Origin of the sequence: Paroceanicella profunda, from assembly GCF_005887635.2 — a bacterium.
GTDB classification, from domain to species: Bacteria; Pseudomonadota; Alphaproteobacteria; order Rhodobacterales; family Rhodobacteraceae; genus Paroceanicella; species Paroceanicella profunda.
This window is the reverse complement of the sequence record NZ_CP040818.1, coordinates 2,147,828-2,172,493: the sequence shown is the minus strand read 5'-3', so window position 1 is coordinate 2,172,493 and position 24,666 is coordinate 2,147,828. Positions and strand designations below refer to the sequence as shown.

The following is a 24,666-nucleotide window of genomic DNA, read 5'->3' as shown; positions in this document are numbered from 1 at the left end:
AGGTCCCCCATGAAACAGGTCGAAATCTACACCACGCCCACCTGCGGCTATTGCCGGATGGCCAAGAATCTCCTCTCCCAGAAGGGCGTTGCCTTCATCGAATACGACGTGGCGGCTGACCCCACGCTGCGCCCGAAAATGGTCGCGCGCGCCGCGGGCAGCCGCACCGTGCCGCAGATCTTCATCGATGACACGCATATCGGCGGGTGCGACGACCTCTACGCGCTTGAGCGCACGGGCAAGCTCGATCCCATCCTGGCCGCCTGACGCATGCGCGCAGGCCTCCTCCAGCTGACCGCCTCTGATGACCCCCGGCAGAACCTGGAGGTCACGGAGGCGCTGTTGCGGGAGGCCGCCGCAGGCGGAGCCGAGCTCGTTCTCACGCCCGAGGTGACGAACATCATCTCCTCGAGCCGCGCGCACCAGCACGAGGTTCTGCGCCGGGAAGCGGATGACCTCACCCTCGCCCGCCTGCGCGCAGTGGTGGCGGAACTCGGGGTCTGGCTGCTCATCGGCTCGCTGGCGCTGAAGACCGGCGACGACGATGGCCGTTTCGCCAACCGCTCCTTCCTGATCGGGCCCGATGGCGGTATCCGCGCGCGGTATGACAAGATCCACATGTTCGACGTCACCCTGACCGATGGCGAGAGCTACCGCGAATCGGCCGGTTTCCGCCCCGGAGAGGCGCTGGTCTGCGCGGACACGCCCTGGGGACCGCTGGGCATGACCGTCTGCTATGATCTGCGCTTTCCCGCCCTCTACCGGGCGCTTGCGCAGGCCGGCGCGCGGCTGCTCACGGTGCCGGCCGCCTTCACCGTGCCCACCGGCCGCGCGCATTGGGAAGTGCTGCTGCGCGCGCGCGCCATCGAGACCGGCTGTTTCGTGCTGGCCCCGGCGCAATGCGGCACGCATCCCGGCGGCGGCGAGACCCCGCGGCGCACCTGGGGTCACTCTCTGGTCGTGGCGCCCTGGGGCGAGGTGCTCGCCGATGCGGGCGAGGCGCCGGGCGTCACGCTGGTCGATCTCGACCTCGCCCTCGTCGACAGCGCGCGCAGGAAGGTTCCGAGCCTGCAGCATGACCGGCCCTTTTCCGCCGCCCCCGGACCGGCATGATGCGCAATCCCCTCGCGGTTCCGGGCACCGCGGATGAAGATCCGCTGACGGTGGCGCTGCTCTCCGAGATTCTGAGCATCGAGCAACATGCCCGCACGCGCATCCAGCGCGCCCTTCCCGCCGGCATGCAGCTGTCACACTACATGGTCCTCACTCATTTCGCCCGGCAGGGAGGGGAGCGCACACCCGCCCAACTGGCCCGGATCTTCCAGGTCACCCGCGGCGCGATGACCAACACCCTGCAGCGTCTGGACGATGCCGGGTACATCCACATCCGCCCGGACTGGGAGGACGGACGCCGCAAGTATGTCTCCGCCAGCCGCGCCGGGCTCGAAGCGCGCCAGAGGGCCGTCGCCGCCGTGGCACCGGTGTTTTCGGAGCTGGCCGAGCGGCTAGGCCCGGACAAGCTGCGCGCCCTCCTGCCGGTACTGAGGCACATGCGCATCCTGCTCGACGCCCGCGAGCAGCAGTGACCCTCCTCTGACAGGTGCGTTACCCGGTCCGGTGCGGAAGCTGCTGCGCGCCCGAGCGCCTGCGCCGTCCGGAAAATCCGGGAAAGGTGATGACTTCAGCGGCCCTGCCGGTGTGCGGCCCCGCTTCCGGCGTGAGGCCGCGCAGTTGCACCAGGTGCGCGACCAGCCCGTGCAACACCGGGTCCGTGCCGGTCATGGACCCGGTGCTGAACACGCGCCCCAGTCGCGCCACCTCCTCCGGCACACGGCGCGGCTCGCTGCGGAAGCTGCGGCCGCGCAGGCTGGCGGTCACGAACAGCCGATGTTCGCTGAGCGCCATCAGTCGGCCGAGCGTCACGGCATCGAAGCGGCCATAGGCGAGGATCACGGTGGGCTGGCCGGGTTCGGGCAGGCTCGCGCCACGGCGCGGTTCGATCAGAACCGGCCCGCCCGGCCTGCGCTGCCGCCCCCCGTGGCTGCGCTGCCGCAGGCTGTGCAGGCCCTCGGCCATCGCGGACACCTGGTACTCATCCCAATCGACGTCCTCCGGCAGGGCCGAGACCAGCAGATCGGCGACCCTGGCGCGCCCCGGCGAGGACGAGGCGCCCCGGCGGCTGCGCAGGCCGCGCATGTAGGCTGCCCAGTCATCCGGCCCGGCGCCGAACTGCATCGGATCGGCCTGCGCGAGGCCCAGCATGTCCTCATGCCAGAAATCCGCGAGGCCGAGCAGGGTGCCGAGGTTGATCGCGCTGGGGGCGTCGCGGAAATGCATGTCCATCTGATGGGCGCCCCGGCGCAGGTCGAGCAGGGCGTCCGGACCGATGGCGATCTGCAGGCCGAGATTGAGCGGCGACCAGCAGCTGAAGCTGGCATGGCTGCGATTCGTGAAGCCCATGATCCGCGCAGGATCCATGCCGAGGGCGCGCGCGGTCTCCACGTCCCGGGTGACGGCAAAGAGCTGGCGGCGCGCCGCCGCTTCCCCGAGATGGGCGATGAGCCAGCCGCGCAGGCGCGACGCCAGCATCCGGATCTCCGGCGCCAGGATCTCGCGCTCGGCGAAGACGATTGCCGTTGTTCCCGGGTCCAGCCGCGCGGTGAGGCGCCGCAGCCGGTTGCCCTCCTTCGAGGACAGGAAATGCACCCGTGGCGCGGCGCCCCCGGCGGCGGTGAGGCTCCGCGTGACCATCGCCGGGCCGGGATCTGCCGTCTCGGGGCCAAGCTGGAGGATGTCGGTGAAGGGCCGGCCGCCCGCGCCGCCGATCTCTCCTCTGCGGATGGCCATGGCGAGGGTCTCGGGCCACTGCCTGCTGGCGTCCAGCGCGCGGGAGATATCCTGGCCGTCCACCTCCGACACCTGCCCGGGCGGACAACGCAGCGCAGGCGCGGGGATCGCCTCCAGCGAGGGATCCGCGGCGGTTTCCCCGTCGATCCAGGCCGACCGGCGTTCCCCCAGCCCGCAGGCGGCGGCGAAGGAGAGCAGCGCCGAAATCACTTCCGGTGTCATCGCGGCGGAGGACAGGTCGAGCAGGAGATCGCCCTCGCAGGCATGCATCGCTTCGAATCGGCCGGGGCTCGCGATGAGTTGGGCATGTCGCCGGCGCCGTATCATTGCAGCAAGCAATTCCAGATCCTGAAGATGTTCTTGCGTTACCATCTCTCTTCCCCGAGCGCCTCTCCGGCAGGCAGTGCCGGCCGGTGGGCCTTTCATGGCGGAGATCATGGTGGCGCTGCCCGTCCCGGCCGGCGGCCACCTCGATTCCCCCGGACACTCATTGGAGCGCGGATTTGATAATCAGGTGTTAACCCCGAGACGCCGGAACGGCTTGCGGTTGAATCCCCGTGCCACGGGGCGCCCGTCAGGACAGGAGGGCCGCGAGCCGGTCCGACAGGTTGCGCGCGTCGAGAATGGCGGCGTTGATCTCCGCCAGCCGGGCCGCGGGCTCTGTGGCGCTCGGCCGTGCGGTGGTCGCAGCAAGGACCTCGGCGTCCAGCCCCGGGTCCACGGCAACGCGGCGCTGGCGCAGCGTGTGGCGCTGGCTCACCAGCTTGCGGCGCACGAGGGCCAGCTCGCGCTCACGCTCGCCGATCTCGCGGGCCCGGGGGCCGACATCGGCATGGGCGCCGGTGGTGGCGGCTGCCGCGTCCGACACCGCCTCTGCCCGGTCCAGCGCCTCGGGGCTCGGCTTGTCCGGGCCGGTGACGACTTCCGCTCCGTTCAGCGTGGCCGGCGGCAGGGCGCCGGTGTCCGCGGCGCCCTCGGGCGGGCTGTCGGCGCAGCCGCCGAGCAGGAGAGCGGCGGCGAGCCCCATGAGGCTTGCCGCGCGGATCGAAACTGTTCGTGTCATGGTCCGGACCTTCCGAATTGTCCCGCCTGCCCCGTCTTGCCCGCCCGGCGCGCAGCATGCCGTGAAAGGGTGATCAGAGGGTGAAGACCGTCGTGCCCGTGGTGCGGCGCGCCTCGAGGTCGCGGTGGGCATCGGCCGCCTCCGCCAGCGGGCGGATGCGGGCGATGTCGATTTTCACCTTGCCGCTCAACACCATGTCGAACAGGTCCGCCGCACGGTCCTGCGCGGAGCCGGGCTCGGCGATGTAGGTGAAGAGCGTCGGGCGGGTGACGTAGAGCGAGCCCCTGGCCGCCAGTTCGGACACGCTGAACGGCGGCACCGGGCCGGAGGCATTGCCGAAGGTGATCATCAGCCCGCGCGGCGAGAGACAGTTCAGCGACCCTTCCCAGGTGCTGGCGCCGACCGAATCCATCACCACCGGCACGCCGCGGCCATCGGTGAGCTCCTTCACCGCGGCGGTGAAATCGGAGGTGGCGTAGTTGATGGCCTCCGCCGCGCCATGGGCCTTCGCGAGGGCGCATTTCTCGTCCGTGCCCGCGGTGGCGATGAGGCGCAGCCCCATGGCGCGCGCCCACTGGCAGGCGATGAGCCCGACCCCGCCGGCAGCGGCGTGGAACAGCACCGTGTCGCCCGGCGCGAGGCTGGCGGTGGAGCGGAACAGGTACTGCACGGTGAGGCCCTGCAGCATCATCGCGGCGCCCTGCTCGAAGGAGAGCTCGGGAGGAAGGGCGACGACCTGCGCGGCCGGCATCACCCGCTCCTCGGCATAGGCGCCGGGAGCGGCGGCGGCATAGGCCACGCGGTCCCCCTCCGAGAGATGGGTGACGCCTTCGCCCACGGCGGTGACGATCCCGGCGCCTTCCAGCCCGATCACCGCCGGCAGCGGCAGCTTGTAGAGGCCGGTGCGCTGGTAGACGTCGATGTAGTTCAGCCCCACGGCGCGCTGGGAGAGGCGGATCTCGCCCGGGCCCGGCTGCCCCACCTCCACGTCGACGTATTCGAGCACTTCGGGGCCACCGAAGGAGGAAATGCGGATTGCCTTGGCCATGGCCGATACTCCCGGGAGGGTTGCAGAGACGCGGCAGCCCCGGCCGTGACGGGCCGGGGCCGGCGTGGCATGCGAAGCGGCGCTCAGGCCGCGGCGGCGACGGCGCGTTTCGTCATCACGCCGATCAGGTGGGCGCGGTATTCCGGCGTGCCGTGGATATCGCCGATCAGCCCCTCGGCGGAGGCTTTCAGCCCGGCCACCGCCTCCGGCGTGAAGCTGGCGGAGAGCGCCTCCTCGGCCTCGGTCCAGCGGAACACGCCCTCCTCGGAGGCACCGGTCACGGCCACGCGCACGCCGGTCGCGTATTTCGCCACGAACACGCCCACGAGGGCGAAGCGCGAGGCCGGCTGCACGAACTTCTGGTAGTTCGCCGCCTCCGGGATCGGGAACTTCACCGCGGTGATGATCTCGTGCTCCTCCAGCGCGGTGGTGAACATGCCCTGGAAGTACTCGTCCGCCGGGATCTCGCGGGCATTGGTGACGATGGTCGCCCCCGAGGCCAGCGCCGCGGCCGGGTAGCAGGCCGAGGGGTCGTTGTTGGCGAGGCTGCCGCCGATGGTGCCGCGGTTGCGCACCGCCGGGTCACCGATGTGGGAGGCGAGGGCCGCGAGCGCCGGATAGGCGGTGGCCTCCACGGCCACTTTCGCGTGCGGCGTGGCGCCCTTCACGGTGAGCACGCCGCCCTCGGCGGAGACGCCGATCAGCTCGGCCATGCCCGCGAGGCTCACCAGCTTCGTGGGCATGGCGAGGCGCTGCTTCATGGTCGGCAGCAGGGTCTGGCCGCCGGAGAGGGGCTTCGCGTCCTCGTCGTTGAGGGCCGCCAGGGCGTCCGCGACGCTGGCCGGTTTCACGAATTCGAAATCATACATGTCTCATCTCCTTGGACGGGTCGTGCCCGTTCCTCACGTCCCGGTCTTCACCCTGCCGCATTCATCGCCGCCCAGACCCGGGCCGGCGTGAGCGGCATGTCGATATGCGTGACCCCCCTGGCGGAGAGGGCGTCGATCACCGCGTTCACCACGGCGGGCGGCGAGCCGATGGCCCCGGCCTCACCGCAGCCCTTCACCCCCAACGGATTGTGGGTGCAGGGCGTGACGCAGCTGTGATCGACGGCATACATCGGCACATCATCGGCGCGCGGCATCGCATAGTCCATATAGGATCCGGTCAGAAGCTGGCCATTTTCGTCATAGACCGCCTGTTCGAGCAGCGCCTGGCCGATGCCCTGGGCGATACCGCCATGCACCTGGCCCGACACGATCATCGGGTTGATGACATTGCCGAAATCATCCGCCGCGGAGAAGGCGAGGATCTCGACCTTCCCGGTCTCCGGGTCCACCTCCACCTCGCAGGCATAGCCGCCGGAGGGGTAGGTGAAGTTGGAGGGGTCGTAGAAGGAGGTTTCCTCCAGCCCGGGCTCGATGCTCTCCAGCGGGTAGTTGTGCGGCACGTAGGCGGCGAGGCAGACCTCCGCCCAGGCGACGGACTTGTCGGTGCCCTTCACGGAGAACTTGCCGTCGGCCAGCTCCACGTCCGTCTCGGAGGCTTCCATGAGGTGGGCGGCGATCTTCTTCGCCTTGGCGATGATCTTCTCCGTGGCGCGGAACATTGCCGAGCCCCCCACCGCGATGGAGCGCGAGCCGTAGGTGCCCATGCCCATCGGGATCTTCGAGGTGTCGCCATGCACGATGTCGACCTGGCTCGCATCGATGCCCAGCATCTGGGCCACCACCTGCGGGAAGGTGGTCTCATGCCCCTGCCCGTGGCTGTGCGAGCCGGTGTAGACCGAGATCGAGCCGGTGGCGTTCACCCGCACGGTGGCGCTCTCGTAGAGGCCGGCGCGGGCGCCGAGCTGGCCGACGAGCTGCGAGGGCGCGATGCCGCAGGCCTCGATGTAATGCGCGATGCCCAAGCCGCGCAGCTTGCCCTTCGCCTCGGAGGCCGCACGGCGGGCGGGGAAGCCCGCCACGTCGGCGATCTCCACCAGCTTGTCCATCGTGGCGTGGTAGTTGCCGGTGTCGTAGACCACGGCGACGGGGGTCTGGTAGGGGAACTGCTCGGGCTTGATGAAGTTGCGCCGGCGCAGCTCGATCGGGTCGATGCCGAGCTCGCGCGCCGCCTTGTCGATGACGCGTTCGAGCTGGAAGGTGGCCTCCGGCCGCCCGGCGCCGCGATAGGCGTCCACCGGCACGGTGTTGGTGAAGACGGCCCGGACGTTCACGTAGACCAGCGGCGTGGTGTAGTTCCCCGCCATCAGCGTGCCGTGCAGCCAGGTGGGCACCGAGGGCGCGAAGGTGGAGAGATAGGCGCCCATGTTCGCCAGCGTGTCGGTGCGCACGGCGAGGAACTTGCCCTCCGCGTCCAGCGCCAGTTCGATCTTCGTCACATGGTCGCGGCCGTGGCAATCGGTGATGAAGGCCTCCGAGCGGTCGCAGGTCCATTTCACCGGGCGGTTCACCGCCTTGGCGGCGAAGGTGCAGAAGGCCTCCTCCGCGTAGTGGAAGATCTTGGTGCCGAAGCCGCCGCCCACGTCGGGGGCGACCACGCGCAGCTTGTTCTCCGGGATACCCAGCACGAAGGCGCCCATCAGCAGGCGGATGACGTGAGGGTTCTGCGAGGTGGTGTAGAGCGTGTGCTCGCCGGTGGTGCGGTCATAATCGCCCACGGCCACGCGCGGCTCCATCGGGTTCGCCACCAGGCGGTTGTTCACCAGTTCCAGCGTGGTGACATGGTGCGCGCCCCGGATGGCGGCGTCCACCGCGTCGCGGTTCTCCTCCACGAAGCCCCAGTCGTAGCACAGGTTGTCGGGCACATCGTCATGCACGAGGGCCGAGCCCCCGGCCACGGCGGCCTTCATGTCGATGACGGCCGGAAGCTCGTCGATGTCGACCAGGATCGCCTCGGCGGCGTCCTTCGCCTGCGCCAGGCTCTCGGCCACCACCACGGCGATCGGGTCGCCCACATGGCGCACCTTGCCGGTGGCGAGCACCGGGTGGCCGGGCTCCTTCATCGGCTGGCCGAACCGGTCGGTCACCTGCCAGCCGCAGGGCAGCCCGCCCACGCCCTCGAAATCCTTCGCGGTGAAGATGCGGACCACGCCGGGCATGGCCTCGGCTTCGGCGGTGTCGACGGAGGTGAGGTTTCCGTGGGCCACGGAGGAGCGCAGGAAATAGGCGTAAGCCTGTCCGCGCAGGTTGATGTCGTCGGTGTAGCGCCCTGCTCCGGAGAGGAAGCGCACGTCCTCGCGCCGTTTGGTGGAGGCACCGATCCCGTCATGATCCTTCGGCATTGTTTCTTCTCCCTGGCAGGGAGCGCGGGGCTCCCGGATTGTCCGACCCGCGTTCTTGTCACGGCGCATGCGCCGGTGCGGGGTCTTGATGGGCTGGGGTGGGGTCTGGCCCCTTGGGGCGGGAGGGCTGGCCCCCCGGAGCGGCGTCATGGCGCCGCTCCCCACTGGTCTCGTCCTGCCCGTCTGCGGGCAGAGGGCGCCGGCCCCGGCGGGGGCGGCGCGCCGGGGCTCAGCCGCGCAGGCTGGCTGCGGCGGCCTGGATCGACTTCACGATGTTGTGGTAGCCGGTGCAGCGGCAGATGTTGCCCTCGAGATACTCGCGGATCTCGGTCTCCGAGGGGTCCGCGTTGGTCTTGAGCAGGTCCGCGGCGGACATCACCATGCCCGGGGTGCAGAAACCGCACTGCAGGCCGTGGTGGTCCTGGAAGGCCTGCTGGATCACGCTGAGCGAGCCATCGGCATTCGCCATGCCCTCGATGGTGGTGACCTGCGCGCCCTCGGCCTCCTGCGCCAGCATGGTGCAGGCCTTCACCGCCAGCCCGTCCACGTGCACCACGCAGGCGCCGCACTGGGACGTGTCGCAGCCCACGTGGGTCCCGGTGAGCCCCTGCGTATCGCGCAGGAACTGGACCAGCAGGGTCCGGCCTTCGACCTCGCCTGACATCTTCTTGCCGTTCACCGTCATGGTAACTGAGGTCATGACATTCTCCCCGTTTCAGAGTTTTCGCGAGCCTATGGCGGAAGTCCGAGTCTCGCAACCACCTTCGATTGCGCACACTTTTGACGGGCAGCGTCCCCGGCGGCAAGGGGTTTCGGGGAGAATTGCGCCCTTGGTCGTAAACGGCCGTGCCGCAGCTCAGCCGCCGACCGTGGCGCGGTGGTCGCAGCCGGGGTCGATCTGCCAGTTCCGGTTGCCCTGGGCGTAGGAGTCCCGGCCCGTGCCGTCGCGCCGGTCCGCCGCCGCCGTGCGGATGGCGGTGACGAGGGCATCGGCGACGCCGCGGTCGTCGCCCGCGTCCACCGTGGCCACGTAATTGTTGGAGATGGTGGTGCGCACCACCGAGACCGTGCGCCCGTCGTACGCACCTCTGAACGCAGGGGCCGCGAGGGCCTTGGCCGCCCAGTCCACGTCGTCCGTTGCCTGGCGGCAGCCCTTCTCCGTCACGTCGTAGGAGGCGATGAGCGCATGCCAGCGGCCGATGGCCACCCGCTCCGTGCCCGGAGAGACGCCCGGCGCGGGCCGCGGATCGGGCTGCGGCACCGCGGCGGGAGGCGTGCCGCCTGCATCCGCGTCCTCGCGGGGCACGATCACCATCGCCTCGGGCGGGGGGCCGTAGGCGGCAGCATAGGTTTCCTGCGGATCGGCGCCGGAGACCAGCGCCTCCAGCCGCGGTGCGCAGCTCGAATTCCAGAGCCCCGCGCGGGTCACGTCATCGACGAACCCGCGCACGAAGCGCGGCGCCTGCTCGGGGTTCGGGCCGCCCGTGACCGCGCGCTCCTCCGTCCGCGCCAGGGTCTCGACGAAGAAGCAGCTCCACTTCGCCCGCACCTGGTCCTGCTGGGCCTCCAGCACCTCGGAATAGACCGAGCTGAGGATCTCCAGTGTCTTCTCGGTGGCGAACTCGCGCTCCTTCAGCGCGGCCGCCTGGCGGCTGGACTGCCAGGCGGCAACGGCCGAGAAGATTGACACTCCGGCCGCGAGGACCGCAACCCAGTTCGCCTTTTCCATGTCCCGTCTCCTCCCGTCCCTGTCCGGCGGGCAGGATGCCGCGAAGAGCGGCCGCGGGGCTGTGCGCCAGCGCACATCGGCGCCGGGGGGGCCTGCGGCCCGGCGTCCCGCCCCCCGCGCCGCGCTTGCATGAGGCGCGCGCGGCGGCTAGGCCTGTTTCAAAGAACAGAACCCCAGGGGCCGGAGGACCACCGCGATGATCGGACGCCTGAACCATGTCGCCATTGCCGTTCCCGACCTGGAGGCGGCCGCGGCCCAGTATCGCGACACGCTGGGCGCGACGGTGGGCCCGCCGCAGGACGAGCCCGATCACGGCGTGACCGTGGTGTTCATCGGGCTGCCGAACACCAAGATCGAACTGCTGTACCCCCTGGGCGACGCCTCGCCCATCGCCGGGTTCCTGGAGAAGAACCCGGCGGGCGGCATCCATCACATCTGCTACGAGGTCGGGGACATCCTGGCCGCGCGCGACCGGCTGCAGGCCGCCGGCGCCCGGGTTCTGGGCACCGGCGAGCCGAAGATCGGCGCGCATGGCAAGCCGGTGCTGTTCCTGCACCCGAAGGATTTCAACGGCACGCTCATCGAACTGGAGCAGGTATGACCATCACCTCCGTCATCGTGCTCTACGCCGTCACCTGGTTCATGTGCCTGTTCATCGCGCTGCCGATCCGGGTGACCACCCAGAACGACACCGGAGAGATCATCCCCGGAACCGCCCCCTCCGCCCCGGTGAACCCGCGGCTGGGGCGCAAGTTTTTCTGGGTGACGGTGGTGAGCACGGTGATCTGGGCGGCGCTCTGCGCCTTCATCCTCTCCGGCGCGCTCACCGTGCACGACATCGACTTTTTCAATCGAATGTGATTGGGCGCGTGGCAGGCGGCGCGTGCTATGCTCCGGCGCATCCGCAGAGAGGAGACCCGCCGATGAAGACGATTGCAGCCCTCCTGACCGTGTGTTCGATGCTGGCCGTGGTGGGCACTGCCGCCGCCTGCCCCTGGGCGCGTGCGAAGGCCCCGGCCGACCAGAGCGCCGAGCTGCCGCCCGCCGATCCGAAGACCGCCGGAAGCTGACGCCCCTTGCCGGACGCAATGACCGGGTCCGGGCCGGTGCCCGGGTCCGACTGCCGTGGAAAACCCCTCGCGTGAGGGGGCTGACCGGCCTGCTTGCAAGCCTCCTGCTGTCCGGCTGCACCTCCCTCGGAGCCGACGTGCTGGCGGAACTGGGTGCCTCGCGGAACGTGGACGCGGTGCCCGACCAGGCCTACGGCCCCGACCCCCTGCAATATTACGACCTCTATGCCGAGCGCGGCGTGGCCGCTGACGCGCCGCTGATCGTGTTCTTCCACGGCGGATCCTGGGACAGCGGCAGCCCGGACCTCTACCGCTTCGCCGGCCAGTCCCTCGCCGCCCTCGGCTCGATCACCGCGCTGCCGGCCTACCGGCTGGCCCCCGGGGTGACGTTTCCCGCCTTCGTGGAAGATGGCGCGGCGGCGGTGGCGGCGCTGTGGGCGCGGTTTCCCGGCCACCCGCTCTATCTCGCCGGGCATTCGGCGGGGGCGCAGATCGCGGCGCTTCTCACCCTCGATCCGCGCTGGCTGGGGGCGCAGGGGATGGAGCCCTGCCGCGACGTGGCCGGGTTCATCGGCCTGGCCGGGCCCTATGACTTCCTGCCGCTGCAGGACGACCGCTATCGTCGCATCTTCCCCGAGGCCACCCGGGCGCAGAGCCAGCCCATCGCCTTCGCCGCCGGCCCGCACCCGCCGGCGCTGCTGCTGCATGGCGCGGAGGACAGAGTGGTCGAGCCGCAGGACAGCACCGCCCTCGCCCGGGCGCTGGAGGCCGGCGGCACCGCGGTGACGCTGCGGCTCTACCCCGATCTCGGCCATGTGGGCATCGCCTCGGCACTCGCCCCGATCCTGAAGGGCCGCGCGCCGGTGCTCGCCGAAATCGACAGTTTCATGCACACCGGCCCGGACACGCCCTGCTCCGCCCGGGCGGCCGGGTAGACACGCGCTCCCTCGCCAGCGGCACGCCACCCCGGCTGTGGCACCAGCGCGGCTGGGCTCCCACGGGGAGCAGCCCGCCGGACGGGCGTCGCGGCGGATGCCCCTCCGACATCCGCCGCGCTGGCCCGCGCCGTGCCGATGGCGGCAGGCAGTCGGGGGGGCCGTGAGGGGCGGCGGTGCGGCCTCAGGCAGGCTGCGGGCGGGTGCCGGTGAGCCGGTGATAGAGGTGGGTGAAGGTGGCCACGCCGAGGATCGGGATGACGAGGTTGAGGATCGGGATGCTCAGCGGCACCGCCATCAGCGTGCCCGCCATCCAGATCTGCCCGAAATGCCGCTTGCGCAGCGTCTCCGCCTCGGCGGAGGGCATCCGGCGCACCGCGATCATCTGGAAGTATTCCCGGCCCAGCAGGTAGCCGTTCACCAGCCAGAAGATCAGCGGCGCCAGCGGCCCCGAGAACACGTAGAACACCAGCGCGATCAGGTTCGCGACGATCATGATGCCGAGGAAGCGCAAGGCGTCCAGCACCGCCTCCAGCATCGGCTGGGGGGTGATCTCGTGGAGCTGCGGATAATGCTGCTCCTCCACCGCCTCCACGATGTCGTCGAGGAAGAAGCCCACGAACATCGAGGCGATGGGAAACATCAGGAAGGCCGAGGCGAGCATCAGCGTGACCACGGCGAAGCCCGTGGCCACCATGCTCAGCGAGATGTCGCCCAGCAGCGGCACCGACACGTCCCATGCCGGCAGCAGCGAGCCCAGCCAGCCCACGCCGAAATAGGAGGCGACCAGCAGCACCACGGTCAGCGCCAGCGACTTCACCAGCACGAAGCTGAAGCGGCTGTCGGCGAGCTGGGAGAGGGCGCGGAAGAAATCCCCGACGATCATGCCTCCACCCATTCGGTGATGGCGGCGAGATCCGGGCGGGGGCGCTCGGCGGGGGCCACGCTCCCGGTGCCGATATGGACCAGCCCGGCGAAATATTCCCCCTGCGCCAGCCCCTGGGCCGCGCAGAACTCCGGGTCGAAGGCGGCCCAGCCGGTGATCCAGCTCGCGCCCCAGCCGTCTGCGAGGGCGGCGTTGACCAGCGACAGGCACACGGCCCCGGCCGACAGGCGCTGCTCCACCTCCGGGATCTTCGGAGAGACCTGCGGCGCCGAGACCACGCCGACGATGAGCGGCGCGGCGGCGAACACGCCGCGCACCTTCTCGACATCCGCCTCCGGCTTGCCCAGCGCGATGGCCCGCGCCGCGGCCTCGCCGGCCAGCCGCGCCAGGGCGGCGCCGCGGAACACCATGAAGCGCCACGGCACCAGCATGCCATGGTCCGGCGTGCGGGCGGCGGCGGTGAGCAGGCCCTCCAGCGCAGCCCTGTCGGGCGCGGGGGCGGTGAGGCTTCTGGCGGGGTGGGAGCGGCGGGTGAGCAGGAAGTCCAGAACTTCCGGGCGGGGTGCGGGCATGGGACCTCCGGTCAGTTGCGCGCCTTGGATGTGTTCGTACCGGGCCGCCAAGTCAAGCCATGCCACGGCCCGCACCCGCCGATGACCTGTCACCGGCACGCCCCCGGCTGCTGGGCCTCCCGGGGGCGCCCGCCCCTGTGCCACTTGTGCGCCGGCGCTGCTGCCCGGGCCGTGGCGCCATCGCACTGCGTCAGCGCCCGTCGCGCCATCCGGGCCGCTCCCGCGCGGCCCCGGTGGCGCCCGCCGCACGCCGCGCCACCCGGTCCGCTATCCTGCGGCCCCGGCGCCGGAGAAGCGGGGCTCCGCCCCTCCCGGTCGCGCGTGCGGCGCGGGTGGCAAGCCCGGCGACAGGCCGCCTGCGCGGGCGACGGCGTCATGCAGCCGGGCAGGACCCTCCCCGCACGCGGTGTCCGTCAGGGCCGATGAGCGGGGCGGGCGCCCGGCGGGGCAGAACCATGCCGGTGCGCCCGCGGCTGATCCCCCCGGGCGGCTTCGGGCGCTGGCGGGACGGCTGGCGCGGCACGGACCGGGGGCAGCGGAAGCGGCGCCTCCGCCCCCCGGGAGGATCAGCCGCGGGCCACGAGGATGGGTGCGGTGAGCGCGCTGAGGCTGCGGATCTGCCGGCCCTCGGCATCGAAGTTCTCCTCCGCCAGCCAACCCTCGAAGGCGGTCTGCAAGAGCGGGAACTCCAGGTCGATGCAGGCATACCAGGCGGTGTCGCGGTTATGGCCCTTGACCACCGCCGCCTGGCGGAACACGCCCTCGTAGCTCATGCCGTAGCGCTGGGCCGCGCGCCGGGAGGCGGCGTTGAGCGCGTTGCACTTCCACTCGAAGCGGCGGTAGCCGGCCAGGAAGGCCCAGGACATCAGCATCCACACCGCCTCGGTGGCCGCCCGGCTGCGCTGCATGCGCGGCGCGAAGGCGATATAGCCGATCTCGATGCTGCCCGCCTCCGGCGCGATGCGCAGCAGGGAGAACACCCCGGCCCAGCTCTCGCTCTCATGGTCGCGGATCGCCCAGAACAGCGGGTCCGTGCCGGCGGCGGCGGTGTCGGCCCAGGCGCGAAACGCATCGGCGTCCGCAAAGGGCCCAACGGGCATGTAGTCCCACATGCCGCCGGCATCCTCGGCGAAGGCGGCGTGGAGCTCAGCCGCGTGCAGGGCCGGGTTCAGCGGCTCGAGCCGCGCATATCGCCCGTCGAAGGGCCGGTGATCAGGGCGGGGCGGCGGGGTCCAGTTCAGAACCGGAGGGCCGATCGGACGTTCATCGTTCATGCGCATGACTGGAGCCGATGCCGCGCCGGAGGTCAAGCGCCGGCAGCCCGCGTCCGCAATTTCGCGCCCCATTGCGGTGCAGGACGGCGATGGGGACCGGAGGGCCCACACCCCCGACGCCGCACGCCCCGCTTCCGGCGCGTGGCCGGGCCGGCGGAGGCATCGCACGGGCGCAGAGGGCGGCGGTGCTCATGCCCGCACGCATGCACCCCGAGGGCAGGAGCTGCGGCGCCCGGCCCGCACGCCCGAAGGGTCCGGCTTCCGGCATGCCGCCAAGAGGCGGGGACGCGTCCACCCGAAGGCATGGAGAGGTGTCGAGGGGTGCCGCCGTCAGAGGGCCGGCAAAGGCCCGCCGGTCACCCTGCCGCCTTCAGGGGCGCCCGGCCCGTACCCCCGTCCGAAGGGGCCGGCCTCCGGCGTGCCGCCAAGAGGCGGGGAAGCGTCCGCCCGACGGCGTGGAGAGGTGTCGGGGGGCGCCGCCGTCAGAGGGCCGGCAGAGGCCCGCCGGTCACTCCGCCGCCTTCATGGTGGCAGCGCGTTTCAAGGGGCCCCAGTGGAGATGGACGGGCCTTCGGGAGAGGACCACCTGCGGCATGGCGGCAGAACCTCTTGGGAGGCCCCGCTGGCAGGGTAGCGGCCGTGCCCTTCGGCGGGTTCCCCGCCGGGGGGTGGACGGGCCATTCGGGGTGGCCGCCGCCGGGATGGCGGCCGGGCTCCTCCGGAGACACCCGCCTGCGGCACGGCGACAGGGCACTTGGGAAGGCCCCTCCGTCGGAGCAATGGCCGGGCTCTTCGGGGGGAGCCCGCCGGGGTGGCGGCCGGGCGCTTCCGGCGAGCCCCGCTTGCGGCGTGGCGACAGGGCGCTTCGGACGGCCCTCCTGCCGGGGCGAGGCAGGGCTGATCGGCCCCCGCCGCCGGGGTGGCGGCGGGGGCGATTTCAGGCGAGGAAGCCGGGGTTCTTGCCCATGTCAAGCTTGGGGAAGACGCGGCTTTCGATGTCGGACGGGGCGATGTCGAACATGTCGCGCAGGGTCCAGCCCAGCCAGCGGCGCATGTCGTCGGTGGGCTGCAGGTCGCGGTCCTCGAAGAGGTTGCCTTCGGAGAGGCCCGGCCAGGTGCCGTAGACCTTGCCGCCCTTCACCGCCCCGCCGGCGAGGATCATCGCACCGCCGGTGCCGTGGTCGGTGCCGCGCGAGCCGTTCTCGCGCGCCGTGCGGCCGAACTCCGTCACGCAGACCACCGTGGTGCGCTCCCACACCGGGCCGAGGCCGGATTTCAGCGTCACGATGGCATCCGCGAGCTGCTGGAGCGCGCGCGGCAGGGTCTGGCCCTGGGCGCGGTGCGTGTCCCAGCCGCCGAGCGAGAAGGCCGCGATGCGGCTCTCGCGGGAGAGCTGCTCGGCGGTGTAGCGGGCCAACGGCACCGGGCCGAGCCGGTTCTCGCCCTCCATCGCGCCGCTCTCCTCGTTGGCGAGGGCGAAGGCGGCGTCGCTCGCGGCCTTTAGCACCGGGTCCTTCGCGTAGATCATGTCCAGCAGGTCATGCGCCTGGGGCGACATGTCCAGCTGCGCGTCCGGCGACCACTCGGAGACCGGCGCCTTCCCCTCCAGCAGCAGCATGTCCTCCTGCCCCACCGCGAAGGCGGTGCGCACGTCCGCGCCCGGGATCATGCCCAGCGCGCGGTTCAGCCAGCCGTCACGGCCGGGGGTGAGGGTGCCGTCCGGGCTGGCGCTGCCGTTCTCCAGCAGGTCCTGGCCGTCGAAATGGGAGCGGCGGTCGCGGTAGGGGGTGGAGACGGCGTGCACGAAGCCCAGTTCGCCCGCCTTCCACAGCGGCATGAGCGGGTTCAGCGCCGGATGGAGGGAGTAGAAGCCGTCGAGATCGGAGGCGCCGCCCTTCTCGCCGGTAAGCAGGGTGGGGCGCATGCCCGCGAGGGCCTTGTCGCCATAGGGCTGGACCACGTCGAGCGAATCCATCGCCCCGCGCAGCAGGATGACGACGAGGCGGTTGTCGCCCGGCACCGCGGCGAAGGTGACCGGGGTGAACAGCGGGCTCGCCGCGGCGGAACAGCCAAGGGCGAGGCCGGTTCCCAGGAACCGGCGGCGGCTGGGATCGAAGGATCGGGTCATGGCGTCCTCAGCGGCGGTTGAACACGGGGGAGAGGAGGGTCAGCGAGATGCCCTCCCACTTCTGCTCCGCGGCCGAGACCGCGAAGGTGAGCTTGTCATCGGCCGCGTCCTGCAGGGTGTCCTGCAGGAAGGTGCGCGGGTCGGTCTTCCGGCCATAGTGCTGGGAGAGGAACTTCGCGTAGCGGATGCGCCCCGCCAGCCCCTGCGGGGTGAGCCAGGCGTCCACCTCCTCCGGCCAGCCGTTCGGCCCGCCCGGCTCCATCAGCGGCTGGCCCATCAGGCGCAGGAAGCGCTTGGTCTGCTGGGCAAGCTTGGGGCGGCGCTTCTCGAAGGAGACCGCGTCGAAGGCGCGCAGGCAGGCGACGGAATAGTCCAGCGGCTGGCGGGCCTTCACCAGTTGCGGGGCCCAGGCGGCCTCATGGTCCAGCAGGGCGGCGTAGACCGCCTTCAGGTCTCCGCCGTCGCCCCAGGCCTCGGCCACCTGGGCGACATGGTCGTCCCGCGGCGTGTCGGAGACGAAATGCACCACCAGCTTGCGGGCGATGTGGCGCGCGGTGTCGGGCTTGCGGGCGAGGTCGCGCAGGAAATTCTTCGCGTCGTCCGGGTTCGGCTTCTTGCCGCCGTAGGAGGCGCCGAGCACGGTCTCCGCCCCCGGCTCCGCGCGGTTCGCGGCGAAGACCATCCCCTCCATCGGCATCACGGTGTAGCCGGTGAGCAGCTCGGCGAACTGGATCACGTCGGCCTGGGTGTAGCTGCCGCCCACGCCGAGCGTGTGCAGCTCCAGCACTTCGCGGGCGAGGTTCTCGTTCAGGCCGCGCTTGTTGCGCTCCCCCGCCGGCGAGCCCGGACCGAAGGAGACGTTCTGGTCGAGGTAGATCAGCATCGCCGGGTCCAGCGTGCAGGCGATGAGCATCTCGTCGAACTTGCCCGCCACATGGGGGCGGATGGAGGTCTCGACCATCAGCGGCCCCAGCGTGCTGAGGGTGAGCCCCTGCGAGATCACGGTGAAGTGATCGGCCCAGAACGCCACCAGTCGCTCGCGAAAGCCCTGCGGCGACAGCGCGGGCGACAGGATGCGCCGGGCCTGCAGCGGGTCGCGCAGCGTGCGCAGGGCCTCGTTCGCGGCCTTGAGATCGTCCGAGACGGCGCCGTCGCCGTCCTTCACGTTCGCCTTCACCGCGCGCTGACGGGTCTTGAGCTTCTCGTAGAAGTCCGCGATCGCGGGGAGATCCCGCGCGATCATCGGGTCGGGTGCGTCAAGCTGGGCCAGCAGGTCGGCGGCGCCGGAGGGCGGGGTCTCCCCGGGTCGGAAACCGTAACCGTATCGCAGGGTCGCAAGGGTCGCAGTGCTGATGGACATGACGCCTCTTCACTGAATCTTTCGGGGTTCAAGATCTCGCGGATACCTACGGACCATCGGCCCGGCTCCGTCGTTCACTCTTTCGGGAGGATGTAGCGCGCAGCAGCGGCGGGCAAGCCCTCATGATCGCGCCTCACGCGAATTTGCCCGCGGCCCGCGCGCTTTCCGCGCGCACCGCAGACGCCGCGCAGTGCAAGGGCGCGGGGCGCGGGGCAGGATCATGTCTAAGTCCATGTCTACGGCTACGGCTACGGCTACGGCTACGGCTACGGCTGCGGTTACGGCAATGGCTATGGCTACGGCCAAGGGCATGGGCACGGTCACTGTAACCAGCCGGCGCGGATGGCCCCACCGCAGCCTCTCCCACGGGGTGGCCCGCGCTCGCCCCCCATGTCTCCGCCCGTCCGGAAGCCCGCATCCCCCGGGGCACCAGGCCCCCGCCCGTCCGGAAGCCCGCAGCCCCCGGGGCAACAGGCCCCGCCCGGGGCGGATCTGCCCGGTTTTCCCGGGCCGGCCAGCACCCGGACACGGTCCCTGCGCCACCGGCAATCGTCCCGGGACGGCGCGCACATGGACCGGGCCCGGAGGGACAGGCGCATGAAACTGCTCGGGCTCCGCCCCCTTCCCCCGGCTGCGGCGTGGCCGGAGCGCGCCGGGCGGCCCGGACATATCCCCTTCCCGCCACTCCGCAGCCCCGGTCGCGGCCCGCAGGATTGCCAGCCGCGCGGCCTGCCGCTAGACCTGCGCCGGACGCCAGACGAGGGAGCCCGGCCACATGCAGACCGTGATCACCATTTGCGACACCTGCCGCTTCTCCGAGGCGGAGAAGCTCTCGCCGGATGGCGAGACCGGCGGGGCCCTGCTCGCTGCCATGATCGAGCGCGGCGCGGACGGCGAAACCGTCGCCGTGCGCCGCCATTCCTGCCTGATGGGCTGCGAGCGGCACTGCAACGTCGCCCTCTCTGCGCCCGGCAAGCTCACCTACGTGCTCGGACGCTTCCTGCCCGAGGCGGAGGCCGCCGAGGCGATCGTGGATTTCGCCCGCCAGCACGCGCTGAGCGAGAGCGGCCAGGTGCCGTTCCGCGCCTGGCCCCAGGGGGTGAAGGGGCATTTCGTCGCGCGCATTCCGCCGCTGCCGGCGCCATGACCGGCCACCCCTCCTCCTCCCCGGAGCGCGACCATGGCGGCGGGCGCGACGCTGCCGCCGCGCTCTGGGGCGGGCGGCCGGAGGAGTGGCTCGACCTCTCGACCGGGATCAACCCCCGCCCCTTCCCGCTGCCGCCGCTTCCCGACACGGCCTGGACCCGGCTGCCCGATCGCGGCGCCTTCGCGGCGCTGGAGGCGGCCGCCCGGGCCTTCTGGGCCGTGCCGGACAGCCACGCGGTGCTGCCGGCCGCCGGTGCCTCCGCGCTGATCGCGGCGCTGCCCCGGCTCCGCGCGCCCGGCCGCGCGCATGTTCCCGGCCCCACCTACAACGAGCACGCCGCCGCCTTCCGCGCCGCGGGCTGGCAGGTGGAGGACGGCCCGCTCGCCGCGCGGCCCGGCCCGGGGGACACCACCGTGCTGGTCCACCCCAACAATCCCGACGGCCGCCTCTGGCAGGCAAGCGCCGCCGGGCCCGGCCCGCTCATCGTCGACGAGAGCTTCGCGGATGCGCAGGCCGGCTGCGCGCTGCCGCATGGCCGGCAGATCACCCTGAAGAGCTTCGGCAAGTTCTGGGGCCTCGCCGGGCTGCGCCTCGGCTTCGCCATCGGCCCGGCGGCGGCGCTGGCCCCGCTCGGCGCCGCGCTCGGCCCCTGGGCCGTCTCCGGCCCGGCGCTGGAGATCGGCACCGCCGCGCTCTCCGACCGGGCCTGGGCGGCGGCCACCCGGCAGCGGCTGGCGCAGGATGCCGCCCGGCTCGACACGCTGCTCGGCTCGGCCGGGCTGCGCGTGACGGGCGGCACGCCGCTCTTCCGCCTCGCCGCCTGCCCCGATGCGGCCGCCTGCGTCCGGGCGCTGGCCCGCGCGCGGGTGCTGGTGCGGCGCTTTCCCTGGTCCGACACGCTGCTGCGCTTCGGCCTGCCGGGCACGGAGGCGGAGTGGGAGCGGCTTCGCGCCGCGCTCGCCGCGCGCTGAGGGGGCGGGGCGCGATGTCACATGCCGAAATGCTGCTGGTGGCGCTGGCGCTGGACGCGCTGTTCGGCGAACCGGAGTGGCTGTGGTCACGCGTGCCGCACCCGGTGGTGGCGATGGGCCGCGCGCTGGCCCGCGCCGAGACCGCGCTGAACCACGGCCCGGCACGCCGGGCGCGCGGGGTGGCGGTGGTCCTCGGTCTCGGTGCCGCCGCGGCGCTCCTGGGCGGGCTGATCGCCGCGCTGCCGGATGCGGGGCTGCTGGAGGCCGTGGCCGCCGCCACGCTGCTGGCCCAGCGCAGCCTGGCCGACCATGTCTCCGCCGTGGCCGGGGCGCTGGCGCGCAGCCTGCCCGAGGGACGGCTGGCGGTGTCGCGCATCGTCGGGCGTGACGTGACGGCGCTGGACGGGCCGGGCGTGGCGCGCGCGGCCATCGAGAGCGCGGCGGAGAATTTCTCCGACGGGGTGATCGCCCCGGCCGTCTGGTTCCTTCTCCTCGGCCTGCCGGGGCTGGCGCTCTACAAGCTGGTGAACACCGCCGATTCGATGATCGGCCATATGAGCCCGCGCTATCGGGAGTTCGGCTGGGCCGCCGCCCGGCTCGACGACGCGATGAACTGGGCGCCCGCGCGGCTCACCGGCGGGCTGATCTGCCTCGCGGCCCGCAGCACGGCGGCCTGGAGGGGGATGCGCGCGGAGGCGCGCCAGCACGCCTCGCCCAATGCCGGCTGGCCGGAGGCGGCGATGGCCGGAGCGCTCGGCGTGGCGCTGGCCGGCCCGCGCAGCTACGAGGGCCGCGCCGTGGCGGCGCCCTGGATGAACTCGGGCGGCAGCCGCACCCCCGGCCCGCGCGACATCGCCCGTGCCGTCGCCCTCACCTGGCGGGCCTGGGGCATCGTGCTGCTCGCGCTCGGGCTGCTGGCGCTGGCGGGCTGAGGCGCGACGGGTTGCGGCCTGACGGGCTGCGGCCAGCCGGGCTTCCGCCGGACAGGACGCGGCCAGACGGGATGCAGCCGGACGGGCTTTCCGCCCGGGCGGTATGCAGCCGCAAAGGTTGCGGCCGGGCGGGTTGCTCCTGTGCAGGTTGCTTACGGGCGGGTTGTGGCCAGGCGGGTTGCGGCCAGGCGGGGCCAGGCGGGGCGCGGCCAGGCGGGACGAGGTTTGACGGGACGAGAGGCTGGACCGTTGGGGCCGTACCGCATGAGGCCGCATGAGGCCGGGCGGGCCTCGGCTGGCCGGGGTGCGGGATACGGCCCCTGCGGGCTGGACAAGCGCCTCCGGCTCGGCGAGCATCGGTGCTGTCGACGCGGAGAAGGACTGCACGCATGAGATCGCCCTACAGCAGGCTTGCCGGGGAAACGCCGCCGGCCATCGGCCATAACCAGGGCCCGCCGCTGGACCCCGCCACGAGCTGGCGGCGGCATTGCTGGGGGGCGGCGCGCAAATCGCTCGTCGGCACCATCCCGCTCGAGGTGGTGCGCCGCCGGGTGCGCCGGGCGCGGGAACTGGGGCTGGATTACCCGGCCTATGCCTCGATCCTGCTGGGCACCGGGCGGGACATCGTGGGCTTTCTCTTCACCTGCGAGGCCATCGGGCTGCGGCTGCAGCGCACCGTCTCCCTGCCCCTGCCCGTCACCCGCAAGCTGGGCGCGCTGGAGCGCTGCGAGCGCCTGCTGATGACCGACCGCGACACGGATCCGGCCCGCCTCTCCGGCCTGCTGGAGGACGAGCTGAAGCTGCGCTTCGCCGGCACCGGCCCGGAGCCCGAGGACGCCTCCCACCCCGCCGCCGGCCGCGCCGCGATCCGCGCCCTGCTCGACCCGCTGAACCTGCCGGGCGACGCCGTGGTGATGATCGGCACCCGCGCCGAGGAGCGTGACTGGGCCGAGGCCGCCCGCCTGGCGAAGTTCATGGCCGCCCCGGGATATTTCGGCACCAACGCCGCCTGAGCGCCCGTCGCCCGGGCGCGCGCCCCGTCCGGGCCCTCAGCGGGCGAGCGCCAGCAGGCCCGCCACGTCGCAATGGGTTTCCAGATGGGCGGCCAGCCGGTCCAGGGTCGCGTCGATCTCGGCGGAATACGCCAGCGTTCCGGCCTGCCCGCCCAGGCCGGCAATCCAGGCGGCGCGGAAGGCGTCGGAGGCGAAGATGCCGTGCAGGTAGGCGCCGGAGACGCGCCCGTCGGCAGACATCGCCCCCTCCGCGCGGCCCCCGATCTCCAGCCAGGGACGCGACAGGTCCGGCCCCTGCGTGTCGCCGATATGGATCTCGTAGCCGGTGAGCGCGGCGCCGCTGGCCAGGTGCCGGCCGCGAACCTGCGCCAGCCGCTTCTTCGGGTGCATCACCGTCTCCACGTCCAGCAGGCCCAGCCCCGGCATGTCGCCCGGCGGCCCCTCGATTCCCCCGGGGTCGCGGATCACCCGGCCCAGCATCTGGTAGCCGCCGCAGATGCCCAGCACATGCCCGCCCCGGCGCAGGTGCGCGGCGATGTCCACGTCCCAGCCCTGCGCGCGCAGGAAGGCGAGATCGCCGGCCGTGCTCTTGGAGCCGGGCAGGATGATCGCCGTCGCGTCGCCCGGCAGCGCCCGGCCCGGCGGCACCATCTCCACGCTCACCGAGGGTTCCAGCTTCAGCGGGTCGAGATCGTCGAAATTCGCGATGCGCGACAGCAGCGGCACGGCGATCTTCAGCGGCCCGCCCCGGGTGGAGCCGATGTCCAGCGCGTCCTCCGCCGGCAGGCGATGCGCCTGCGCGAACCACGGAACCAGCCCGAAGGAGGGCCAGCCGGTGCGCCGCACGATCTCGGCCATGCCCTCGTCGAACAGGCTCGGGTCGCCGCGGAACTTGTTCACCATCACACCGGATATCCGGGCCGCGTCCGCCTCCGCCAGAACCACGCGCGTGCCGACGATCTGGGCGATCACGCCCCCGCGGTCGATGTCGCCCACCAGCACCACCGGGGTGCCGCTCGCCTCGGCAAAGCCCATGTTGGCGATGTCGCCGGCGCGCAGGTTGATCTCGGCCGGGCTGCCCGCGCCCTCCACGATCACCAGGTCCGCCCCGGCCTTCAGCCGCGTGAAACTCTCCAGCACCGCGGCCAGCAGGCGCGGTTTCATCGCGGCATAGTCGCGCGCGCGCAGGGTGGCGACGCGCCGGCCCTGCACCACCACCTGGGCGCCCAGGTCGGTCTCCGGCTTCAGCAGCACGGGGTTCATGTCGGTGAGCGGCGCACAGCCGCAGGCCAGCGCCTGCAGCGCCTGGGCCCGGCCGATCTCGCCGCCATCGGCGGTGACGGCCGCGTTGTTGGACATGTTCTGCGGCTTGAACGGGCGCACGGTGAGGCCACGGCGCAGGGCGGCCCGGCACAGGCCGGCCACCAGCATCGACTTGCCCACGTTCGACCCCGCCCCCTGGATCATCAGCGCCTTCGCCATGCCACTCCCCGTCATTCCCGGCCGGGCGCGAGCCTACCCGCGCGCCCTCCCGGACACCAGCCGCCTCTCAGCGGTCGCAGGTGACGGAAGCCAGTCGGGTCGCCTCCGGGTCGTGCCAGCGCAGGAGCAGCCGGCTGTTCGGCCCGTAGTCCGGCCCGATGCGCGGCGAGGGCCTGTCCGGATCGCGCGTCGGCGGAACGGCGGGCGGGGCGGAGAAGCGCGGCGGCGGAATGGTGTCGGTGCGCGGCGGAATGCGCTGGCGCTCGCTGCCCGGGGTGGGCGGGAAGGCGTCGCGCGGCTCACTGGGCAGGCGCAGGCTGGGGCGCGGGCCGGTGGCCGGGGCGGAGAAGCGGCCCTCGTCCTCCTGCCGCTGGGCCATCTGCGCCGCGGGGTCCAGCAGCACGGCATGCAGCGTGCCCTCGGGCCGGCGCCACACGGCTTCCACGGCCTCCACCCGCCCGGCGGCGCGGCGCGTGCAGTAGCGCGCGGCCGGCCCCCAGTCCTGCGCCAGCCGGGCGACGAGGTCGTCGAAGCCGACCTCCTGGCCCGGGGGGTCGAACAGGATCTGTCGCAGACCGTTCTCGTCGAGTTGCAGCCAGGCGCGGAAGGCGTGGCCGGCAAGCATGGCCGTCTCCAGCCGCAGCGGCGCCTCCAGCCCCGCGCCGTAGACCCGCGCCGGCTGCACCAGCGCCACGTCATCGCCCAGGGCGACGCGCAGCTCCGGCAGATCCGCATTCCAGGCCAGCCCCTGCCAGCCGGCCACCTGCCCCGCACCGCCGGCCAGCACGCAGAGCGCGGCCAGCCCGGCGCCGACGGCGTGGCGGTGGCGATCTCCGATCCTGCGCTGCATGGCCTCTCCTCCGGTGTCCCCGTCCTGCGGTGTCGCGCCGCATCCTGCGCCCGCACGACCATATAGCCCT

The 24,666-nt window shown here is 72.3% G+C and carries 25 protein-coding genes; 11 read left to right on the top strand and 14 right to left on the bottom strand.

Annotated features, from left to right (window positions below; translation table 11 throughout):
• Window positions 1-9 precede the first annotated feature (9 nt).
• From grxC to FDP22_RS09740, 3 genes are read left to right on the top strand one after another with little or no spacing between them, the layout of a single operon-like run.
• Window positions 10-267 (top strand): glutaredoxin 3, encoded by a 258-nt coding sequence (gene grxC, locus FDP22_RS09750; RefSeq protein ID WP_138571916.1) that lies wholly within the window; start codon window positions 10-12, stop codon window positions 265-267.
• 3 nt (window positions 268-270) lie between these two features.
• Entirely contained in the window at window positions 271-1,113 is an 843-nt protein-coding gene (locus tag FDP22_RS09745) for a carbon-nitrogen hydrolase family protein (RefSeq protein ID WP_138571917.1), read from the top strand.
• The gene (locus FDP22_RS09740; RefSeq protein ID WP_239031739.1) at window positions 1,110-1,586 is read left to right on the top strand and encodes a MarR family winged helix-turn-helix transcriptional regulator; all 477 of its coding nucleotides are present in this window, start codon (window positions 1,110-1,112) and stop codon (window positions 1,584-1,586) included. The genes FDP22_RS09745 and FDP22_RS09740 overlap by 4 nt, the downstream gene beginning before the upstream one ends.
• A 19-nt stretch (window positions 1,587-1,605) precedes the next feature.
• Here FDP22_RS09740 and FDP22_RS09735 read toward each other — a convergent pair whose 3' ends face one another.
• From FDP22_RS09735 to FDP22_RS09705, 7 genes are all read right to left on the bottom strand, one after another.
• The gene (locus FDP22_RS09735; RefSeq protein ID WP_170317646.1) at window positions 1,606-3,117 is read right to left on the bottom strand and encodes a glucose-6-phosphate isomerase; all 1,512 of its coding nucleotides are present in this window, start codon (window positions 3,115-3,117) and stop codon (window positions 1,606-1,608) included.
• A 304-nt stretch (window positions 3,118-3,421) separates the two neighbouring features.
• Window positions 3,422-3,910 carry a hypothetical protein gene (locus tag FDP22_RS09730; protein ID WP_138571919.1) on the bottom strand — a complete coding sequence of 163 codons (489 nt, stop codon included), beginning with the start codon at window positions 3,908-3,910 and terminating at the stop codon, window positions 3,422-3,424.
• A gap of 73 nt (window positions 3,911-3,983) precedes the next feature.
• A complete protein-coding gene (locus FDP22_RS09725; protein ID WP_138571920.1) occupies window positions 3,984-4,958 on the bottom strand; it encodes a quinone oxidoreductase family protein in 975 nt (324 codons plus the stop codon).
• 83 nt (window positions 4,959-5,041) lie between these two features.
• Window positions 5,042-5,827 carry an FAD binding domain-containing protein gene (locus tag FDP22_RS09720; protein WP_138571921.1) on the bottom strand — a complete coding sequence of 262 codons (786 nt, stop codon included), beginning with the start codon at window positions 5,825-5,827 and terminating at the stop codon, window positions 5,042-5,044.
• A gap of 47 nt (window positions 5,828-5,874) precedes the next feature.
• Window positions 5,875-8,247, bottom strand: coding sequence for a xanthine dehydrogenase family protein molybdopterin-binding subunit (locus FDP22_RS09715; protein WP_138571922.1), 2,373 nt, complete (start codon window positions 8,245-8,247; stop codon window positions 5,875-5,877).
• A gap of 229 nt (window positions 8,248-8,476) precedes the next feature.
• On the bottom strand, window positions 8,477-8,947 hold the full coding sequence (locus tag FDP22_RS09710) for a (2Fe-2S)-binding protein (RefSeq protein ID WP_138571923.1): 471 nt from the start codon (window positions 8,945-8,947) through the stop codon (window positions 8,477-8,479).
• A 156-nt stretch (window positions 8,948-9,103) separates the two neighbouring features.
• Window positions 9,104-9,976 carry a hypothetical protein gene (locus FDP22_RS09705; RefSeq protein WP_138571924.1) on the bottom strand — a complete coding sequence of 291 codons (873 nt, stop codon included), beginning with the start codon at window positions 9,974-9,976 and terminating at the stop codon, window positions 9,104-9,106.
• 196 nt (window positions 9,977-10,172) lie between these two features.
• Here FDP22_RS09705 and mce point away from each other — a divergent pair, with 196 nt between their 5' ends.
• From mce to FDP22_RS09690, 4 genes are all read left to right on the top strand, one after another.
• Window positions 10,173-10,577: a methylmalonyl-CoA epimerase gene (gene mce, locus FDP22_RS09700; protein ID WP_138571925.1), complete on the top strand. Its 405-nt coding sequence runs from the start codon at window positions 10,173-10,175 to the stop codon at window positions 10,575-10,577.
• Complete coding sequence (locus tag FDP22_RS09695; RefSeq protein WP_138571926.1) at window positions 10,574-10,837, top strand: DUF1467 family protein; 264 nt, start codon at window positions 10,574-10,576, stop codon at window positions 10,835-10,837. The genes mce and FDP22_RS09695 overlap by 4 nt, the downstream gene beginning before the upstream one ends.
• 62 nt (window positions 10,838-10,899) lie before the next feature.
• Entirely contained in the window at window positions 10,900-11,046 is a 147-nt protein-coding gene (locus FDP22_RS24460) for a hypothetical protein (RefSeq protein WP_170317645.1), read from the top strand.
• Window positions 11,047-11,117: 71 nt separating this feature from the next.
• Window positions 11,118-11,981 carry an alpha/beta hydrolase gene (locus tag FDP22_RS09690; protein ID WP_170317644.1) on the top strand — a complete coding sequence of 288 codons (864 nt, stop codon included), beginning with the start codon at window positions 11,118-11,120 and terminating at the stop codon, window positions 11,979-11,981.
• Between the two features lie 184 nt (window positions 11,982-12,165).
• On the opposite strand, the gene FDP22_RS09685 is transcribed toward FDP22_RS09690, so the two are convergent.
• The 5 genes from FDP22_RS09685 to FDP22_RS09665 form a co-directional block, all read right to left on the bottom strand.
• On the bottom strand, window positions 12,166-12,867 hold the full coding sequence (locus FDP22_RS09685; RefSeq protein ID WP_239031738.1) for an EI24 domain-containing protein: 702 nt from the start codon (window positions 12,865-12,867) through the stop codon (window positions 12,166-12,168).
• Window positions 12,864-13,439 carry a nitroreductase family protein gene (locus tag FDP22_RS09680; protein WP_138571928.1) on the bottom strand — a complete coding sequence of 192 codons (576 nt, stop codon included), beginning with the start codon at window positions 13,437-13,439 and terminating at the stop codon, window positions 12,864-12,866. Before FDP22_RS09680 ends, FDP22_RS09685 begins: the two co-directional genes overlap by 4 nt.
• A gap of 566 nt (window positions 13,440-14,005) precedes the next feature.
• A complete protein-coding gene (locus tag FDP22_RS09675; RefSeq protein WP_138571929.1) occupies window positions 14,006-14,713 on the bottom strand; it encodes a GNAT family N-acetyltransferase in 708 nt (235 codons plus the stop codon).
• A 937-nt stretch (window positions 14,714-15,650) separates the two neighbouring features.
• Complete coding sequence (locus tag FDP22_RS09670; RefSeq protein ID WP_138571930.1) at window positions 15,651-16,841, bottom strand: DUF1501 domain-containing protein; 1,191 nt, start codon at window positions 16,839-16,841, stop codon at window positions 15,651-15,653.
• 7 nt (window positions 16,842-16,848) lie between these two features.
• Window positions 16,849-18,201, bottom strand: coding sequence for a DUF1800 domain-containing protein (locus tag FDP22_RS09665; protein WP_138571931.1), 1,353 nt, complete (start codon window positions 18,199-18,201; stop codon window positions 16,849-16,851).
• 775 nt (window positions 18,202-18,976) lie between these two features.
• Between FDP22_RS09665 and FDP22_RS09655 the strand changes: the two genes are divergently transcribed.
• The 4 genes from FDP22_RS09655 (at window position 18,977) to FDP22_RS09640 (ending at window position 22,264) form a co-directional block, all read left to right on the top strand.
• Window positions 18,977-19,348 (top strand): DUF1636 family protein, encoded by a 372-nt coding sequence (locus FDP22_RS09655; protein ID WP_138571933.1) that lies wholly within the window; start codon window positions 18,977-18,979, stop codon window positions 19,346-19,348.
• A complete protein-coding gene (locus FDP22_RS09650; RefSeq protein WP_138571934.1) occupies window positions 19,345-20,319 on the top strand; it encodes an aminotransferase class I/II-fold pyridoxal phosphate-dependent enzyme in 975 nt (324 codons plus the stop codon). Before FDP22_RS09655 ends, FDP22_RS09650 begins: the two co-directional genes overlap by 4 nt.
• A gap of 14 nt (window positions 20,320-20,333) precedes the next feature.
• On the top strand, window positions 20,334-21,251 hold the full coding sequence (cbiB, locus tag FDP22_RS09645) for an adenosylcobinamide-phosphate synthase CbiB (RefSeq protein ID WP_138571935.1): 918 nt from the start codon (window positions 20,334-20,336) through the stop codon (window positions 21,249-21,251).
• A gap of 389 nt (window positions 21,252-21,640) precedes the next feature.
• Window positions 21,641-22,264: a hypothetical protein gene (locus FDP22_RS09640; RefSeq protein ID WP_138571936.1), complete on the top strand. Its 624-nt coding sequence runs from the start codon at window positions 21,641-21,643 to the stop codon at window positions 22,262-22,264.
• A gap of 36 nt (window positions 22,265-22,300) precedes the next feature.
• Here FDP22_RS09640 and FDP22_RS09635 read toward each other — a convergent pair whose 3' ends face one another.
• Both FDP22_RS09635 and FDP22_RS09630 read right to left on the bottom strand, forming a co-directional pair.
• On the bottom strand, window positions 22,301-23,746 hold the full coding sequence (locus FDP22_RS09635) for a cobyric acid synthase (RefSeq protein ID WP_138571937.1): 1,446 nt from the start codon (window positions 23,744-23,746) through the stop codon (window positions 22,301-22,303).
• Window positions 23,747-23,813: 67 nt separating this feature from the next.
• Window positions 23,814-24,596 (bottom strand): hypothetical protein, encoded by a 783-nt coding sequence (locus FDP22_RS09630; RefSeq protein ID WP_138571938.1) that lies wholly within the window; start codon window positions 24,594-24,596, stop codon window positions 23,814-23,816.
• Window positions 24,597-24,666 lie beyond the last annotated feature (70 nt).